Origin of the sequence: Devosia neptuniae (genome assembly GCF_025452235.1) — a bacterium.
In the GTDB taxonomy this organism is placed as follows: Bacteria; Pseudomonadota; Alphaproteobacteria; order Rhizobiales; family Devosiaceae; genus Devosia.
The window spans coordinates 583,351-598,938 of sequence record NZ_CP104965.1 but is presented as its reverse complement, the minus strand read 5'-3'; the positions used below and the strand labels follow the sequence as shown (position 1 = coordinate 598,938).

Genomic DNA, 15,588 nt, shown 5'->3' with positions numbered 1-15,588 from the left:
GCTGGTTCCTTGTCGCCCGCTCCTTTGCCCCCACTCGATCCTGCGTTTTTCGACGCTGCCCAAACTGCCCGTGCCTGGCCGTTTGAGGAAGCCAAAAAACTGGTGGCTAGGCTGGAGAAAACCGGCAAGGGTGAGGCCGTGTTCGAAACCGGCTATGGCCCCTCGGGCCTGCCCCATATCGGCACTTTCGGCGAAGTGGCCCGCACCACCATGGTGCGCACGGCCTTTCGCCTGCTGACGCGCGATCAGATTCCGACCCGGCTGATCTGCTTCTCCGATGATCTCGATGGCATGCGCAAGATCCCGGACAATGTGCCCTCCAAGGAGGCCATGGAGCCGCATCTGCAAAAGCCGCTCAGCGCCGTGCCCGATCCCTGGACCAACGAGTATGCCAGCTTCGGCGACCACAACAACGCCATGCTGCGCCGCTTCCTCGATACGTTCGGCTTCGACTACGAATTCGCCAGCGCCACCGATTACTACCGCTCCGGCAAGTTCGACACGGTGCTGCGCCGCGCCGCCGAGCGCTATGACGACATCATGGCCGTCATGCTCCCCACTCTGGGCGCCGAGCGGCAGGCGACCTATTCGCCCTTCCTGCCGATCTCCCCGATTTCAGGCCGCGTGCTCTATGTGCCCATGAAGGAAGTCGATGCCGTCAACGGCACCGTCACCTTCGCCGACGAAGATGGCCGCGACACCACCGTTCCGGTCACCGGCGGCCATGTGAAGATGCAGTGGAAGCCCGATTTCGGCATGCGCTGGGCCGCCCTTGGCGTCGATTTCGAAATGTTCGGCAAGGACCACCAGACCAACGCCCATGTCTACGACAAGATTTGCGAAATCCTCGGCGGCAAGGCGCCCGAACACTATGTGTTCGAGCTCTTCCTCGATTCCGAAGGGCAAAAGATCTCCAAGTCGAAGGGCAATGGCCTGACCATCGACGAATGGCTGACCTACGCTGGCAATGAGAGCCTGGGCCTCTACATGTTCCAAAAGCCGCGCACGGCCAAGCGCCTGCATTTCGATGTCATCCCGCGCGCCGTCGACGAGTATTATAGCTTCCTGTCGTCCTACCAGGGCCAGGACGTCGCCGCGCGCATCGAAAACCCGGTCTTCCACGTCCATTACGGCAATGTGCCCAATCCCGAAGTGCCGCTCAGTTTCGCGCTGCTGCTTAACCTCGTGGCCACGGCCAATGCCGAAGATACCAAGGTGCTCTGGGGCTTCATCTCGCGCTATCTCAAGGGCGCGACCGCCGAAACCCATCCCGAGATCGATCGCCTCGCCACCTATGCCGTGCGTTACTTCAACGACAAGGTAAAGCCGAACAAGGTCTATCGCGCCCCCACCGATCAGGAACGCGCGGCCCTCCAGGACCTGCACGATCAACTGGCCGCCTACAAAGGCTCCACCGATGGCGCTGCCTTGCAGGATCTGGTCTACGCCATCGGCAACGCCCACAAGTTCGAGCCCCTGCGCGACTGGTTCAAGGCCATCTACCAGGTCCTGCTCGGCGAAGACCAGGGCCCCCGCTTCGGCTCCTTCATCGCCCTGTTCGGCGTCGCCGAAACCCGCAAGCTGATCGAAGACGCCCTGGCGGGCAAGATGCTCGCCTGACAGTAAGTGGCGTGGCGCATGGACTACGAATACATGCACCACGCCATACCTGTCGCAGCCGCGACTGGTTCCTAATCGGCGGCTTCCACAGCCGCGCCATCATGTTCGAGAATGTCGCCGGGCTGGCAGTCCAGATACCGGCAAATGGCGTCTAGCGTGTCGAAGCGGATGCCCTTGACCTTGCCCTGCTTGAGCAGGCTCAGATTGGCCTCGGTAATGCCGATATATTCGGCGAGGTCCTTGGACTTGGCATTCCGCCGCGCCAGCATCACCGCCAGATTGATCTTGATGGCCATGCCGGTCACACGAACTGACTATTTTCTTCGGCAATGGCGGCGGCCTTTTCCATCGCCCAGCCCAGCGAGGCCACAATGGCCGCAAACAGCGCCATGATCAGCATGTCGCTATTGATCTGAATGGCGAGCTGACGCATGCCCGGCGGGGCGCTCCAGGTCAGCACCAGCATCAGCAGGGTAAAGCCGATCAGCTTGGCGAGGGCGGCGAGTGCCACCCCGGCGGCAAAGTCGCGCAACCCGGCTATGCCCCGCGCCGCGAAGGGACGCCCACCGGCAAATTCGGTGAAGCATACGCGCAGCCGCACCAGCGCCCAGGACAGCGGCAATACGGTCAGCACAGTGACAAACGCCGCGCCGAAACGCTGGGTCGCGCCAAACTCACGCATGATATCAGGCGTCAGCCCGCTCGAGCGCAGCACATCTGTTTGGTCCGCCATGGTCCAATACAGCACCACGGCCAATGGCAGCAGGACGGCAATGGCGACTGACGCGACAGCCAGCAGGTTGAAGAGCCGTACCGTGCGGGCGGCAACGGGAATGCTGCTGGGGTGCCCGGCAAGCAGCGGGTCGGCTTTGGTGTCGATCATCTGGGTTCTCCGCGATGACCAACGACTAATCCAAAAATTATCGTTTGACAATAATAAATCGCTGAAAAAGGATATGGATGCATCGTAGAACGATAAGGAAATTAAAAATGCGTCTGTCTCCGCTTGCCTTTTGCCGGCCTGTTGCTGATGGCCACCCCACTCATGGCCCTGGCCGCGCCCACCACCAGCACCGGTCAGATATCGGTCGCTCAGGTGGTCGAACTGTCCTCGCTCGCCGGGGCAGACCCCAATGCCCGCATGACCATGATCGCCTATCTGGCAGGGGTGGGCGAAGCCACCGGCTTCATGGTGGGAGAGGCCAAGCAACGCGGCGCCTCCGTGCAATGCACCAGGGACTTCAACCTGGACGAGAATACCGCTCTGGCTGCAGTCGCAGCGGCGGTACCCGACCGCAATAAATGGACCGAAAGCCCGGCCACCCCGATCATCATCGCCGACATGTTCAAACGCGCCGGCTGCCGCTGATAGGCTCGCCCGCCTCCGTCGCGCCGACTATGGCGCGGCGGTTGGCGTGAACCGCTCCACCAAGGCTTTTGCCTCCGCCGGCAACTCCCCCGAAACCTTGCGATAGACCCGCCCATTGGGCGTGCGCCGCAGCATGTCCAGATCACACAGCTCCCGCCGCAGCAGCGCATAATCCTCGTAATCATGCCAGTCGCGCAGCATGGAACTGACCTCGGGCTCGCTCATCTGCACCCCATCCGGCAGATACGACCAGACCACAGCCAGCACCAGCAATTGGTCACTCCGCTTACTCGGCCAACGTTGCAAACGCCCGGCCGCATCAAAACAGCGCGCCACACTCGCAAGCCGTTTGGCGTCGATTGGCAGCTCCGTCATGGCCCCAGCACCTTGCGGAAATAGACCACGCGCCGGGTTTCGCTAAAGCCCAGTGCGCCATGCATCTGGTGGCTTTCCAGATTGTCCAGCGCTGCGTCCGAGGCAAATTCCATGCAGCCTTGCGCGCGCCCCCAATCCTCCACCGCCGCCACCAGCCCACGGGCAATGCCCAGGCGGCGACAATCCGGGGACACATAGATGCCCTCAAGAAACGCCACCGGCGAGGTTTTGCAGCCATTGACATAGTCGTGCCGCAGCGCGGCCTCAGCCAGTCCCACCGCCCGGCCATCCGGCAAGCGGGCAATAAGGTTGATTGTGTCCCCGGGCGCCGCCAGAAACGCCGCGATATCGGCCTCATGTGCTTTGAGCCCATGGTTTGGCCAAAGCGCCTGGCGCAGTTCGGTCCAATCCGCTGTATCCGCCTGCGTCGCCACCGCGATCCTCATTGGCTGGCCCAGATAATCCTGGCGATCCATTCCACGTCCGCCATCTCGATCAACCGCGGCTCATAGGCGGGATTGAGCGAATGCAGTTCGATCTGCTTGGCCGTCTGCCGCGCCAGGATCTTGGCCATGACTTCGCCATCGCGCGTGCGCACCACCACCCGGTCACCGCGCCGCACCTGCTCGGTGGGCGACACCACGATCCGGTCGCCCTCGCGATAGAGCGGCTCCATCGAATCGCCCTGCACTTCGAGCGCATAAATGCCCGCTTCGCCCGACGAGGGCAGGGCGATTTCGTCCCAGCCCTGTCCCGCCGGAAACCCCGCACTGTCGAAAAAACCGCCCGAACCCGCCTGTGCCAGCCCCAGCAACGGCACCGTCGGATTGCCCGCGGACGGCCCCCCTGGAAGAACGCGCCGGTGCCGCTCAGAAAACTGTCAAACCCTTCCCCCGTGGCTTCTAGAATTTTGGAAATGCTCTCGGTGGAAGGCCAGCGCTCGCGGCCATCCTTGCTCACGCGCTTGGAGACATTGAAGGCCGTGGCATCGAGCCCGGCCAGCTTGGCCAGCGCCGACACCGAATGCCCGTGCCGGCGCGCCAGCGCATCAATGCCATCCCAGATGGCTCTGTGTGAAAGCATGGCAGCGTCCTGCTTCAGGAAATATGTCTTATTGGATGGAAATTAGTCCTATTCCTAATCCTCTCTCCTCCCCTTGTAAAGAGGGCCCAATCCGTCTTGCCCGCTGCTGGCTCCCCCATTAGGGTCGCGGCCCATGACCACGCCAGATTTGATCTACAAAATCGCCACCGAGGCCGCTTACGCCCCTGCGCGCCACGCCGCCTCCTTTGCCGGCATGCCGATCGACGCCGCCGACGGCTATATGCATTTTTCCTCCGCCGCCCAATTGGCCGAAACCCTGCGCCTGCATTTCGCCGGCCAATCGGGCCTGGTCATCCTCGGCGTACGCGCCGCTGATCTGGGCGAGAACCTGGTCTGGGAAGCCTCGCGCGGCGGCGCACTGTTCCCCCACCTCTATGGCGGCCCGCTGCCCGCATCCGCTATTGCCTGGGAGGCCAAAGTCGATGTCGCCGCCGACGGCTCCTGCACACTGCCCGAGGCCGTTCGATGATTTTTTCTGCCCTCTCGCCTTTGCTGCGTCTGCCTGCTGTCTCGGGTCTCACCCAGCAGACCCTGCTCAAGATGGATGCCGAAACCGCCCACCGCGCCACCATCACCGCGCTGCGCCTGGGCCTTGCCCCCGAACAGGCCCATGCCGAGGCGCCCGAACTTGCGACCACGCTCTGCGGTATCGAGCTGAAAAACCCCATCGGCATGGCCGCCGGCTTCGACAAAAACGCCGAAGTGCCCCGCCCCCTGGCTCTGCTGGGCTTCGGCATGGTGGAAATCGGCACCGTCACCCCCCGCCCGCAGGCCGGCAATTCCAAGCCGCGCCTGTTCCGCGTTCCGGGAGCCGATGGCGTCATCAACCGCATGGGTTTCAACAATGAAGGCCATGACGCCGCCTTTGCCCGCCTCAAGGGCCTGCGCGTCCCTGCCGCGCTCGGCGTCAATATCGGCGCCAACAAGGACAGCGCCGATTTCGTCGCCGATTATGTGCTGGGCGTCAAACGCTTCGCCGATCTGGCCGATTATTTGACCGTCAATGTCTCCTCGCCCAACACGCCCGGCCTGCGCAATCTGCAATCCGACGAGGCCCTGCGCCGCCTGCTCGGCGAAGTGCTGGACGCCCGCGCCAAGGCCAGAACCCGCGTGCCGGTCTTCCTCAAGATCGCGCCCGATCTGGATAAAAAGGAACTCGACGCCATCGCCCAGGTCGTGCTTTCAACCGATCTCGATGGCCTGATCGTGTCCAACACCACCGTGACCCGCGACGCCATTGCCGGCCTCGAAAACGCCAGCGAAACCGGCGGCCTCTCCGGCAAGCCGCTGTTCGAGCTCTCCACCCAGCGCCTCGCCCAGATGCGCCAGCGCGTCGGCACGCTGCCGATCATTGGCGTGGGCGGCATTCATTCGCCGCAATCGGCCCTGGCCAAATTCGAAGCCGGCGCCGATGCCATCCAGCTCTATTCGGCCATGGTGTTTGGTGGTCTGGACCTGCTCGACCGCATCAAGCGGGGCCTCGTCGCCGCCATCCGCGCCGAGGGCAAAACCAATATCAGCCAGCTGGTTGGCGCCCACACGGCGGATTGGGCCTCCGGAAAAGCTCGGCTCTAGGATTTAGAAGGCGATCGAGGCGGGGAGGGCGATTTTCCACCTCAAATGGATATTGCGGCTGCGCAGCGTCTTGGGCGGTCATTAGTCGGTAGCGGCCGCGAGGCTTCGCTCAGGGACACACTTGCAGGTCTTGCCGATCCTCGTCCAAAGCAAACCCCGTGCCCCAGTTGCGCATACTGAGCAGCACCGGCTCGAGCGAGCGCCCAAGCTCGGTCAGTTCATATTCAACCCGGGGCGGCACTTCGGGATAAACGATGCGGTTGATCACGCCGTCCCGTTCCAGTTCGCGTAATTGCAGCGTCACCATGCGGGCGGTGGCGTTGGGCACCATCCGGCACAGCGCATTGAAGCGCAATTTGCCGCCGAGCAGGTGAAACAGGATCACCGGTTTCCACAGGCCCCCGATCACCGAAAGCGTCACTTCCACCGCGCAACCGGTGCGGGCGGCCCTGCGGCTGGGCCGGGGCAGGATAGGGGTGCTATCATTCATGATAGTACATGTTCTCTTTGTACGTACTGTTATCAAATGCATTGAAGACCTAGTTAGGCTGGGAAACAAGAGGAACGTGCAAAATGAAAGCTGCCTGGTATTCCACCAAGGGTCCCGCCCGCGACGTCTTGCAAGTCGGCGAACTGCCGACGCCGACGCCTGCGCCCGGCGAAGTGCTGATCCGTGTCCGTGCCTCGGGCGTCAATCCATCCGACACCAAGGGCCGCAGCGGCAACGGCGCCATGGCCTTCCCGCAGATCGTACCCAATCAGGATGGCGCCGGCGAAATTGTCGCCGTGGGCTCCCCCGAACTTGAGGGTCGCATCGGCGAGCGCGTCTGGTTCTACGAATCCCAGCTTGGGCGCTGGAATGGCTCCGCCGCCGAATATACCACGCTCCCCGCCCACAAGGCCGTTCGCCTACCCGATGGCGCCAGCTTCGAGGAAGGCGCCTGCCTCGGCATTCCTGCCATGACCGCCTATCGCTGCGTCTTCGCCGATGGCTCCGTCACCGGCAAGACCGTGTTCGTGTCCGGTGGCGCCGGCGCTGTCGGCCGCTATGCCATCCAGTTCGCCAAGCATGGTGGCGCTCGCGTGATCGCCTCGGTTGGCAATGACGAGGCCGCAGCGTCCGCCAAGGCCGCTGGTGCCGATCTGGTCCTCAATCGCCATACCAATGACCTGCCGGCCCGCGTTGCGGCGTTCACGGGCGATCCCAAGGGCAGGGGCGTCGATCGCTTCGTCGAAGTCGCTTTCGGCGCCAATCTCGAGCTGATCGGCAAGACCCTGGCTCCCAACGGCGTCGTCGCCACCTATGCCAGCGATGCGGTGCCCGAACCGACTATCCCCTTCTGGCCGATGGTCTTTCTAGATGCCACCATCCGCTTCGTGCTGGTCTATGTCATGTCCGCCGAGGCCCATGCCGAAGCTGCAGCCGGCATCAGTGCGGCCCTGGAGGCCGGCCAGCTGACCCACCAGATCGGCCGGGTCCTGACCCTCGACGATATCGTCGCCGCCCACGAATCCGTCGAACGCGGCGACCTCGGCAAGACCGTGATCATGCTGGGCTGAGAGTTCTCGCGTCCAATTCCCTCCCCCGCGCGGGGGAGGGAGAATTCTGGTGGCCTAATTGCCCTCATATCCCGAGCAAACCTTCGCTGCCTGCACTTCCACGTCGCGCGGGTCCAGTGTGGCGGTGGGATTGTCGCGCTCAATCTCCGCGCTGACCACGCCCACACATTGCCCAAATCCCGTCGGCCGCAACACCACCGCGCCGGCCACCACCACGGCACCCAGCAAAATCGCCAGCGCCAGAACCAGCGTCTTGCCCATGCTCACCGCTCCACCACCAGTTCGATCACCACATCCGCCCGGTCCTGCGAAGCGCTGACCAGGTCATAATTCGGCAAATCATTGCGCTCGATATGCGCCGCGTTGCGTTCGGGCGTAAACAGGCCCTCCTCGCCATGCCGCTTCATTAGCCGCTGGCGCACCAGCTCGCGCGGCACATCGATAAACACGGCATAATCGAGCAGCGGCCGCACGCCGGCAAACGGCCCCTCGCTCAGCAGCAGATAATTGCCCTCCACCACCAGCACCCGCACTTCGGGCTGCACGGCAAAGGCATTCTCCACCACGTCCTCGATCTTGCGCGAATAGCCCGGCCCGCTGACCACGCCCGTCGCGCTCTTGAGGTGATGCAGAAAATCAACGAAATCCGCGCCCTCAAACGTATGCGGCGCGCCCTTGTAATCGGTCTGCCCCATGGCCTCGAGCTTGGCGTGGCGCATATGAAACCCATCCATCGGCACCAGCGCGGCGCTCCCCGGATGGGTGGCATTGAGCATGGTGACCAGCTCCGCTGCCAAGGTCGATTTGCCCGTGCCCGGCCCGCCCGCCAACCCGATGGCGATGCGCTTATGGGCCAGGCTTTCCATTTCCAGAATATGCGGCACCAGCCGCGACAGCGCCTGCTGCGGGGTAAGCTTGAGCCGGCCCGGACCCATCAGCGCCTCTTGAGCAGGCGCAGCACGATCCAGATCGGCACCACCAGCGCGGCGCCCGCCAGCGTATAGCTGACCATATTGCCCAATACGCCCGTGCCATCGCGCAAGGCGTCTTGCACCAGCCGCACCGCGCCCTGCACGACATCGCGGGCATCAAAGCCCAGCACCGCCATGACAAAGCCCACGATCAGCGACAACACCACCAGCCGGATAAGCAGCCCGCCCGGCCGCTCGCCCAACAGGCGCTCCAAACCGCTGCGCTGGCGCGGCTGGCTCTCATATTGCTCGCTCATCGCTGAACCCTCACATGCTCTGTTGAGTTACTTGGCGATCATATAGGCTCTTTTATGATTTGCAGAAGGCCTGTCCCGTGACTTTAGACGGTATCGTCACCTCCAGGAGGAAGCTAGCTCAGCGCCTCGACAGGACGCGATGCAGTTCCCTCCCCCTTGTGGGGAGGGCTAGGGTGGGGGTGCTGCGGCATCAATATGCTCGATGCCGGTTGCTCCCTCGGCCTCTACCAACTCACCAGCCGAAATCTCCCGACTCCTTCGCCTCCCTCCCCCTTGAGGGGAGGGCCGGGGAGGGGGTCCTTGGTGCATTTGCGCAAGAGCCGCACGACCCCCTCCCTCAATCCCTCCCCTCAAGGGGGAGGGATGTCAGCTTTTTCGCGTTTGCGAAAAAGCGGGATCGTGCCTCCCCGATGCCGCTTGGTTCCGGGTTGGGCACACCGTGACCCCAATCCTGCCCCCCATCATCGCCAACTGGTTCACCACCAAGGGCTGGTCGCCCCGCGCCCACCAGCTCGATGTCCTCGCCAGCTGGAACGCCAATGCCTCGGCCCTCCTCATCGCCCCCACCGGCGCCGGCAAGACCCTCGCCGGCTTCCTGCCCACCCTCACCGATCTGGTAGACGGCAAGTTCGAAGGCCTCCACACCCTCTATGTCTCCCCGCTCAAGGCCCTGGCCGTCGATGTACAGCGCAATCTCGCCACCCCCATCGCCGAAATGGGCCTCAACATCAAAGTCGAGACCCGCACCGGCGATACCCCCGCATCCCGCCGCGCGCGCCAGCGCAGCAATCCGCCCCATATTCTGCTGACCACGCCCGAGCAATTGGCCCTCTTGATCAGCCACCCCCATGCCGAACTGTTCTTTGGCTCGCTCCGCCGCATCGTGCTCGACGAACTCCACGCTCTGGTCACCTCCAAGCGCGGCGAACTGCTCTCCCTCGCTCTGGCCCGCATCACCCGCCTCGCGCCAGACCTGCGCATCACCGCCCTTAGCGCCACCGTCGCCCGGCCCGACCTGCTGCGCGACTGGATCGCCCAACCCCTCCAAGACAGCGACACCCATCTCCTCACCGCCACCGGCGGCGCCCCCCGGTGCTCTCGATCCTGCACACCGAGCAGCGGCTGCCTTGGGCCGGCCATTCCGCCAATTACGCCCATCGCGACCTCTACGAGACCATCAAGCAGCACCGCACCACGCTGCTTTTCGTCAATACGCGCAGCCAGGCCGAGATGCTGTTTCAGGGGCTCTGGGCCATCAATGATGATCTGCTGCCCATCGCACTGCATCATGGCTCGCTCTCGGTCGAACAGCGCCGCAAGGTGGAAAGCGCGATGGTCTCGGGCGCGCTCAAGGCCGTGGTCTGCACCTCAACCCTGGATCTGGGCATTGACTGGGGCGATGTCGATCTGGTCGTTCAGGTCGGCGCCCCCAAGGGCAGTTCGCGCATGCTGCAACGCATTGGCCGCGCCAATCACCGGCTCGATGAGCCCTCCAAGGCCGTGCTGGTGCCCTCCAATCGCTTTGAAGTGCTCGAATGCGAAGCCGCCGTCGAGGCCGTCGCCGAAAGCCATCAGGATAGCGAAGATCCGGTCTCGGGCGGCTATGACGTGCTGGCCCAACACATTCTGGGCATGGCCTGCGCCGCCCCCTTCACGGCCGACGATCTCTTCGCCGAAATCAGCCATGCCTGGCCCTATCGCGATCTGCCGCGCCCCCAATTCGATCGCATCCTCGATTTCGTCGCCACCGGCGGCTATGCCCTGCGCGCCTATGAGCGCTATGCCCGCCTCAAGCGCACTGAGGACGGTCTGTGGCGCATCGCCAATCCCCAGGTCGCCCAGCAATACCGGCTCAATATCGGCACCATTATCGAAGAGCCCATGGTGCGGGTGCGCTTGGTGCGGGGCAGGGGCTTCAAGAAGGGGCAGACCAATAGCCCCATTGGCGCGGGTGGCCGCGTGCTGGGCGAAATGGAAGAGTATTTCTTCGGCACATTACTGCCGGGCGATACCTTCATGTTCGGCGGCGAAATCGTCGCCTTCGAGGGCATGAAGGACAACGAGGCCTTTGTCAGCCGCGCCCAGGCCGCCAATCCCAAAATCCCCTCCTATATGGGCGGCAAATTCCCGCTCTCGACCTATCTGGCCGATCGCGTCCGCCGCATGCTCGATAGTCCGCAAAGCTGGGGCGTGCTGCCCGATCAGGTCAGCGATTGGCTGCGCCTGCAGCGCGATGTCTCGGTACTGCCCCGCCGCGATAGCCTGCTGGTCGAAACCTTCCCGCGCGGCACGCAGAATTTTCTAGTCTGCTATCCCTTCGAGGGGCGGCTGGCGCACCAGACCCTGGGCATGCTGCTTACCCGAAGGCTCGAACGCGCCCGCGCCCGTCCCCTTGGCTTTGTCGCCAGCGAATATGCCCTCGCCATCTGGGGCCTGGGCGATCTCTCCGCCCTGATCAAAACCGGCCGCCTCTCCCTCGATGACCTTTTCTCCCAGGACATGCTGGGCGACGACCTCGAAGACTGGCTCGATGAATCGGCCTTGATGAAACGCACCTTCCGCAACTGCGCCATCATCGCTGGGCTGATCGAGCGTCGTCACCCCGGCAAGGAAAAGACCGGCCGCCAGATCACCATGAGCTCGGACCTGATCTATGACGTGCTCTACCAGCACGAGCCCGACCACATCCTGATCCAGGCCACTCGCCGCGACGCCGCCCGCGGCCTGCTCGATATCGAGCGGCTGGGCGACATGCTGGCGCGCATCCGCAGCCACATTGTGCACCAGCCGCTTGAGCGCATTTCCCCGCTCGCCGTCCCCGTCATGCTCGATATCGGCCGCGAACCGATTTTCGGAGAAGGCCGCGAATCAGCTATGGCGGATGCTGCAGATGAATTGATGCGCGAGGCCCTCGGCCAATCGTGAGCCAGGCATTATATCAAAGTCAGATAACGGAGACCCCGTTGCTGCGCTTTGCCGGACACAATTTCGAACCGCTCCCCTCCGGCGCCCTCTATTGGCGCGCCGAGGCGACTTTGCTCGTCGCCGATCTGCATCTCGAAAAGATGAGCAGCTTCGCCCGTGCCGGCCAGCTTCTGCCCCCTACGATACCGGTCTCACCCTGCGCCGCCTCGAGGCAGATTTGCGCCGCACCGGTGCGCAGCGCCTGATTTCGCTAGGTGACAGTTTTCACCGCGTCGATGCTAGCAGTCTGTTAACCAATGCGGACCGGATGCACCTCGATGCGCTCACCGATCTGGTCGATTTTACCTGGCTCTCCGGCAACCACGATCCGGCCCCGCATGCCCTCGGCGGCAGCTGCCTGCCCAGCCTGGAACTGGGCGGACTGACCCTCGCCCACGAGCCACAGCGCGGCATTTCTGGCTTGATTTCCGGGCACTTACATCCCGCCGCCCACATCTTCATGGCCGGCCGCTCCACCCGCCGCCCCTGCTTCGTGCACGACAATCGCCTCATGATCCTGCCTGCCTATGGCAGCTCCACTGGCTCGATCAACATTCTATCCCCGCCCTTCATCGGCCTGCTAAACTGGCCCTCACTTGAAGTCACGATGCTGGGAAAAGACCGCACCTATCCGATCAGCCCCAAGCGGTTGGTGCGGGGCTAGACCCCGCACCGTTGCGATTTACACTGCCGGGCGGAACGCGCCGTTCTGCCAGCCTTCGAACTTGCCGGTGAAGAAGTCGATATCGCTGAACCCGAGCAGGTTGAGCACGGTGAAGCTGTGCGAGAGTTGCAGGCCACCGCGCGTGAAGAGCACCACGCGTTTGTCCGGCGTCACGCCGGCCGCGGCATAGAGCGCCTGCAATTCCTCGGGGGACTTCAGCACGCGATCGCCATCGAAAGTGTCATCCCAAAACACATTGACCGAGCCAGGAATGTGGCCGGCGGCATAGTCGGATGGCGAGCGTACATCCACCACGACGACATTGGGGTCAGCAGCCAAAGCCTTGACCTCATCGGCATCGAGGAAGGCAGGGCCATTGCCCGTCAGCGGCGTGCCCTCGAAGGTGTAATTGGCGAGCGAGACCTGCTGGCCGGCGCGCGGATCGCGGCTCCATTCGTCCCAGCTCGCGTCGTAGAGCACGACATTTTCATAGCCCAGATTGCGCAGCGCCAGATAATTATTGGCCGCCGCAACGCCACTGCCGCAATAGGAAACGACCTCGCGATCGGGGCTGACGCCGGCCGTATCGAGCAGGCGCTGTAGCACGGGCTGAGACTGCAGGGTGGCCGTTTTGGTCAACAGGCTCGACGCCGGCAACGCCTGTGCCCCCGGAATATGGCCGTCCTCGTAGGCATCGAGATTGCGGCCATCGATGATGACCGATCCGGCGTCGCCAATCTTGCCGGCCACATAATCCTTGTCGACGCGGATATCGTTCTTGCGGGTCAGCGTGAATGTGGTCGCCGCAACCTGCGGCACGTCCTGGGTTAGCCCGCCCTGCCAGGCGCCGATGCCGCCATCCAGCACATGCACATTTTCGAAGCCGGCATAGACGAACGCGACATAGGCGCGGCCGGGCAGGGCCGTGGTGTCATAGATCAGGATCGTGTCATCATAGCTCAGGCCCGCTTCGCCGAGCAGGCGTTCAAATTCGGCGTCGCCGGCAAATTCGTTGCGGATGCCGTCGCTTTCCGAAACGTTGAGCGCCTGCCAGGGCAGGTTGATGGCGCCAGCCACGTGGCCTTCGGCATAGGCCGTGGGCGAGCGCACGTCGATGAGCTTGGCGCCCTCGGCAATCAGTGCCTCGAATTCCGCCTGGCCGGTAATGATGGAAGCCTGCGTCTGTGCCTGGGCCGCGACCGTCATCAGGACCATGCCGGCCGGAGCCATGCCGAGCGCCAGGGCATTGAGCGACAGCGCCGTAACAGCAGAGCGCAGGAAGGGTTTGACGGTCGAACGGTGTGCAGTCATTTCAGCCTCCAGATGTGGACGGCCGATTATCAACTAACTCGATAGACATTCACAGCACATGGCTTTGCTTATGTCCGGCGCGGGAGGAATATTGCTTTCTCTACAAAGCCATGCGGCGGAAAAAATCAGCGCCTGAACAACACGCCGCCCAGCCAGCCGGTGAACAGCGCCAGCGCCACGCAGACCAGCCCATAAAGCAGCGGCTGCTGTACCGCCGACAGTGCCAGGAACCGCTCAAACCCGATCTTGCGCACCGCAAAGCCTTCCGACTTGCGCGCAATCACTTTGCCGTCCTTGAACACATAGGTCAGCGCAATATAGGGCCCCGGTGGCGCATTGCTGGGCAGGGTCAGCCGGGCTGAATAAAAGTTATCCGCCAGGAAGTTGACGCCGCCTTCATTGACCCCGAACAGCCCCTGCTCGGTCATCAGTCGCACCAGTTCGCGCCCGAATACCGCGGTCTTCCACCAGCCCGCATCATTGGCCACCAGCGTATGGGCTTCGGGCAGAATATATTCGGTGGTCAGCGTCGTGATATCGGTGATGTCGCGCAGTCGCGCGCTCGACAACACCTGGAAATAGCTTGGAAAATTGTCGAATTCGACCTGGTCTGTGTTGAGCCAGATGCCAAAATTATTGGTCATCTGCCGCGCCACCCGGTTCTGTGTCGGCCCCAAAACGACGACCACCACATGGAATGGCCCGGTCACGAATTTCTGCTCGGACCCGGCATCCGGCATGATCGTGCCGAAAAAATTCATCCGCTCGCCATCAAAGCTCGAGGTGATCTCGACGCTGTCATTGGACAATTGCGAGACCAGCCGCTCAGCCCGCGCCGTGCCGGCCAGCAAGAAAGCCAGCATGAGGGCCAGCCACCATTTCATCGCGCGCCACCCAGCACGGCCATGCTGAACGGATCGGCCGGCGCCAATATCAGCGACAGCCCGAAGCGGATCGCCACGGCGAGCACCAATATGGCCAACAGCCCCCGCAATTGCTCGCCGCGCAAATGCTTGCCCGCCGAAGCCCCGAATTGCGCCCCCGCTGTGCCGCCCACCATCAGGCAGAAAGCCAGCATGATATCAACGCTTTGGCTCTGCACGGCATGCAGGATCGTGGTCGCCGCCATCATCGCCACCACCTGCGCCAGCGAGGTGCCGATCACCACATTGCCCGGCACCCGCAGCAGGTAAACCAGCGCCGGCACCATGATGAAACCGCCGCCAATGCCCAGCAACGACCCCACAAAGCCGATGAACAGCCCGATGATCAGCACGGGCAAGACGCTGATATAGAGCCGGCTCTTCTTGAACCGCACGCGCATCGGCAGCCGGTGCATCCAGTTATGCTGGTTGGGCAGCCGCTCGCGGACCACCACGCCCTTGCGCTGCTTGATGATGGCGCGGATTGCCTCGTTGAGCATCAACGTGCCCACAAAGCCCAGCAAAACCAGGAAGCCGACGGAAATGAACAGGTCGAGCTGCCCCGCATCGCGCAGCACGGCAAAGGTCGCGACGCCGCCGAACGCCCCCAGCACGCCCGACAGCACCAGATACATGGCCAGATGCAGATCGATGCCGCCGCGCCGGTAGTGACTGAGCGCCCCCGAGGTGGAGGCCGCTACCACCTGTCCGGTGACCGAAGCCACCGCAACGGGCGCCGGCACGCCGGAGAAAATCAGCAGCGGCGTCAGCAGGAACCCCCCGCCCACGCCGAACAGACCCGACAGGAATCCGACTGCCCCCCCGATCCCCACAAGGAAAAAGAGGTTCATCGATAGCTCGGCGATCGGCAGATAGACCTGCAAGACCGTGGGTT

At 63.3% G+C, this 15,588-nt stretch carries 18 protein-coding genes and 2 pseudogenes; 8 read left to right on the top strand and 12 right to left on the bottom strand.

Annotation, left to right across the window (positions count from 1 at the left end; all coding sequences use genetic code 11):
* Window positions 1-9: 9 nt before the first annotated feature.
* On the top strand, window positions 10-1,620 hold the full coding sequence (locus tag N8A98_RS05465) for a lysine--tRNA ligase (protein WP_262169771.1): 1,611 nt from the start codon (window positions 10-12) through the stop codon (window positions 1,618-1,620).
* 71 nt (window positions 1,621-1,691) lie between these two features.
* Here N8A98_RS05465 and N8A98_RS05460 read toward each other — a convergent pair whose 3' ends face one another.
* Entirely contained in the window at window positions 1,692-1,916 is a 225-nt protein-coding gene (locus N8A98_RS05460; protein ID WP_113123485.1) for a helix-turn-helix domain-containing protein, read from the bottom strand.
* A gap of 5 nt (window positions 1,917-1,921) precedes the next feature.
* Window positions 1,922-2,503, bottom strand: coding sequence for a hypothetical protein (locus tag N8A98_RS05455; RefSeq protein ID WP_262169770.1), 582 nt, complete (start codon window positions 2,501-2,503; stop codon window positions 1,922-1,924).
* A 147-nt stretch (window positions 2,504-2,650) separates the two neighbouring features.
* Here N8A98_RS05455 and N8A98_RS05450 point away from each other — a divergent pair, with 147 nt between their 5' ends.
* Complete coding sequence (locus N8A98_RS05450; protein WP_262169769.1) at window positions 2,651-2,989, top strand: chlorophyllide reductase; 339 nt, start codon at window positions 2,651-2,653, stop codon at window positions 2,987-2,989.
* A 27-nt stretch (window positions 2,990-3,016) separates the two neighbouring features.
* Here N8A98_RS05450 and N8A98_RS05445 read toward each other — a convergent pair whose 3' ends face one another.
* The 3 genes and pseudogenes from N8A98_RS05445 to N8A98_RS05435 all read right to left on the bottom strand — a co-directional run bounded on the left by N8A98_RS05445 (window position 3,017) and on the right by N8A98_RS05435 (window position 4,447).
* Window positions 3,017-3,364 carry a DUF2087 domain-containing protein gene (locus N8A98_RS05445; protein ID WP_262169768.1) on the bottom strand — a complete coding sequence of 116 codons (348 nt, stop codon included), beginning with the start codon at window positions 3,362-3,364 and terminating at the stop codon, window positions 3,017-3,019.
* Complete coding sequence (gene aac(6') / locus N8A98_RS05440) at window positions 3,361-3,804, bottom strand: aminoglycoside 6'-N-acetyltransferase (RefSeq protein WP_390888829.1); 444 nt, start codon at window positions 3,802-3,804, stop codon at window positions 3,361-3,363. The genes N8A98_RS05445 and aac(6') overlap by 4 nt, the downstream gene beginning before the upstream one ends.
* 2 nt (window positions 3,805-3,806) lie before the next feature.
* A pseudogene (locus N8A98_RS05435) lies at window positions 3,807-4,447 on the bottom strand (S24 family peptidase).
* Window positions 4,448-4,580: 133 nt separating this feature from the next.
* Here N8A98_RS05435 and N8A98_RS05430 point away from each other — a divergent pair.
* Complete coding sequence (locus tag N8A98_RS05430; protein ID WP_262169766.1) at window positions 4,581-4,937, top strand: DUF952 domain-containing protein; 357 nt, start codon at window positions 4,581-4,583, stop codon at window positions 4,935-4,937.
* Window positions 4,934-6,043, top strand: coding sequence for a quinone-dependent dihydroorotate dehydrogenase (locus tag N8A98_RS05425; RefSeq protein WP_315974531.1), 1,110 nt, complete (start codon window positions 4,934-4,936; stop codon window positions 6,041-6,043). Before N8A98_RS05430 ends, N8A98_RS05425 begins: the two co-directional genes overlap by 4 nt.
* Before the next feature lie 109 nt (window positions 6,044-6,152).
* On the opposite strand, the gene N8A98_RS05420 is transcribed toward N8A98_RS05425, so the two are convergent.
* Complete coding sequence (locus N8A98_RS05420; protein WP_262169765.1) at window positions 6,153-6,533, bottom strand: winged helix-turn-helix transcriptional regulator; 381 nt, start codon at window positions 6,531-6,533, stop codon at window positions 6,153-6,155.
* Between the two features lie 83 nt (window positions 6,534-6,616).
* On the opposite strand from N8A98_RS05420, the gene N8A98_RS05415 reads away from it, so the two are divergent.
* Window positions 6,617-7,603 carry an NADPH:quinone reductase gene (locus N8A98_RS05415; RefSeq protein ID WP_262169764.1) on the top strand — a complete coding sequence of 329 codons (987 nt, stop codon included), beginning with the start codon at window positions 6,617-6,619 and terminating at the stop codon, window positions 7,601-7,603.
* Window positions 7,604-7,657: 54 nt separating this feature from the next.
* Here N8A98_RS05415 and N8A98_RS05410 read toward each other — a convergent pair whose 3' ends face one another.
* Genes N8A98_RS05410 through N8A98_RS05400 form a run of 3 tightly spaced genes read right to left on the bottom strand, consistent with a single transcriptional unit; the run spans window position 7,658 to window position 8,831 of the window.
* Entirely contained in the window at window positions 7,658-7,864 is a 207-nt protein-coding gene (locus N8A98_RS05410; RefSeq protein ID WP_262169763.1) for a hypothetical protein, read from the bottom strand.
* Between the two features lie 2 nt (window positions 7,865-7,866).
* Window positions 7,867-8,538, bottom strand: coding sequence for a nucleoside/nucleotide kinase family protein (locus N8A98_RS05405; RefSeq protein ID WP_262169762.1), 672 nt, complete (start codon window positions 8,536-8,538; stop codon window positions 7,867-7,869).
* Window positions 8,538-8,831 (bottom strand): DUF6460 domain-containing protein, encoded by a 294-nt coding sequence (locus tag N8A98_RS05400; RefSeq protein WP_262169760.1) that lies wholly within the window; start codon window positions 8,829-8,831, stop codon window positions 8,538-8,540. The genes N8A98_RS05405 and N8A98_RS05400 overlap by 1 nt, the downstream gene beginning before the upstream one ends.
* A 439-nt stretch (window positions 8,832-9,270) precedes the next feature.
* Between N8A98_RS05400 and N8A98_RS05395 the strand changes: the two are divergent.
* The 3 genes and pseudogenes from N8A98_RS05395 to N8A98_RS05385 all read left to right on the top strand — a co-directional run bounded on the left by N8A98_RS05395 (window position 9,271) and on the right by N8A98_RS05385 (window position 12,459).
* A pseudogene (locus N8A98_RS05395) lies at window positions 9,271-11,756 on the top strand (ligase-associated DNA damage response DEXH box helicase).
* A gap of 38 nt (window positions 11,757-11,794) precedes the next feature.
* A complete protein-coding gene (locus N8A98_RS05390) occupies window positions 11,795-12,001 on the top strand; it encodes a metallophosphoesterase family protein (RefSeq protein ID WP_262169758.1) in 207 nt (68 codons plus the stop codon).
* Complete coding sequence (locus N8A98_RS05385) at window positions 11,974-12,459, top strand: metallophosphoesterase (protein ID WP_262169756.1); 486 nt, start codon at window positions 11,974-11,976, stop codon at window positions 12,457-12,459. Before N8A98_RS05390 ends, N8A98_RS05385 begins: the two co-directional genes overlap by 28 nt.
* 18 nt (window positions 12,460-12,477) lie before the next feature.
* On the opposite strand, the gene N8A98_RS05380 is transcribed toward N8A98_RS05385, so the two are convergent.
* The 3 genes from N8A98_RS05380 to N8A98_RS05370 all read right to left on the bottom strand — a co-directional run bounded on the left by N8A98_RS05380 (window position 12,478) and on the right by N8A98_RS05370 (window position 15,577).
* The gene (locus N8A98_RS05380; protein ID WP_262169755.1) at window positions 12,478-13,770 is read right to left on the bottom strand and encodes a sulfurtransferase; all 1,293 of its coding nucleotides are present in this window, start codon (window positions 13,768-13,770) and stop codon (window positions 12,478-12,480) included.
* Between the two features lie 125 nt (window positions 13,771-13,895).
* Window positions 13,896-14,654, bottom strand: coding sequence for a TIGR02186 family protein (locus tag N8A98_RS05375; RefSeq protein WP_262169753.1), 759 nt, complete (start codon window positions 14,652-14,654; stop codon window positions 13,896-13,898).
* A complete protein-coding gene (locus N8A98_RS05370; protein WP_262169752.1) occupies window positions 14,651-15,577 on the bottom strand; it encodes a sulfite exporter TauE/SafE family protein in 927 nt (308 codons plus the stop codon). The genes N8A98_RS05375 and N8A98_RS05370 overlap by 4 nt, the downstream gene beginning before the upstream one ends.
* Window positions 15,578-15,588: the final 11 nt, after the last annotated feature.

What these genes read in the sequence shown, in the direction of transcription:
- N8A98_RS05375 (WP_262169753.1), bottom strand. Translation starts at nt 14,654, where the DNA reads ATGAAATGGTGGCTGGCCCTCATGCTGGCTTTCTTGCTGGCCGGCACG.
- N8A98_RS05415 (WP_262169764.1), top strand. Translation starts at nt 6,617, where the DNA reads ATGAAAGCTGCCTGGTATTCCACCAAGGGTCCCGCCCGCGACGTCTTG.
- N8A98_RS05420 (WP_262169765.1), bottom strand. Translation starts at nt 6,533, where the DNA reads ATGAATGATAGCACCCCTATCCTGCCCCGGCCCAGCCGCAGGGCCGCC.
- N8A98_RS05425 (WP_315974531.1), top strand. Translation starts at nt 4,934, where the DNA reads ATGATTTTTTCTGCCCTCTCGCCTTTGCTGCGTCTGCCTGCTGTCTCG.
- N8A98_RS05400 (WP_262169760.1), bottom strand. Translation starts at nt 8,831, where the DNA reads ATGAGCGAGCAATATGAGAGCCAGCCGCGCCAGCGCAGCGGTTTGGAG.
- N8A98_RS05410 (WP_262169763.1), bottom strand. Translation starts at nt 7,864, where the DNA reads ATGGGCAAGACGCTGGTTCTGGCGCTGGCGATTTTGCTGGGTGCCGTG.
- N8A98_RS05445 (WP_262169768.1), bottom strand. Translation starts at nt 3,364, where the DNA reads ATGACGGAGCTGCCAATCGACGCCAAACGGCTTGCGAGTGTGGCGCGC.
- N8A98_RS05405 (WP_262169762.1), bottom strand. Translation starts at nt 8,538, where the DNA reads ATGGGTCCGGGCCGGCTCAAGCTTACCCCGCAGCAGGCGCTGTCGCGG.
- N8A98_RS05380 (WP_262169755.1), bottom strand. Translation starts at nt 13,770, where the DNA reads ATGACTGCACACCGTTCGACCGTCAAACCCTTCCTGCGCTCTGCTGTT.
- N8A98_RS05450 (WP_262169769.1), top strand. Translation starts at nt 2,651, where the DNA reads ATGGCCACCCCACTCATGGCCCTGGCCGCGCCCACCACCAGCACCGGT.
- N8A98_RS05460 (WP_113123485.1), bottom strand. Translation starts at nt 1,916, where the DNA reads ATGGCCATCAAGATCAATCTGGCGGTGATGCTGGCGCGGCGGAATGCC.
- N8A98_RS05430 (WP_262169766.1), top strand. Translation starts at nt 4,581, where the DNA reads ATGACCACGCCAGATTTGATCTACAAAATCGCCACCGAGGCCGCTTAC.
- N8A98_RS05455 (WP_262169770.1), bottom strand. Translation starts at nt 2,503, where the DNA reads ATGATCGACACCAAAGCCGACCCGCTGCTTGCCGGGCACCCCAGCAGC.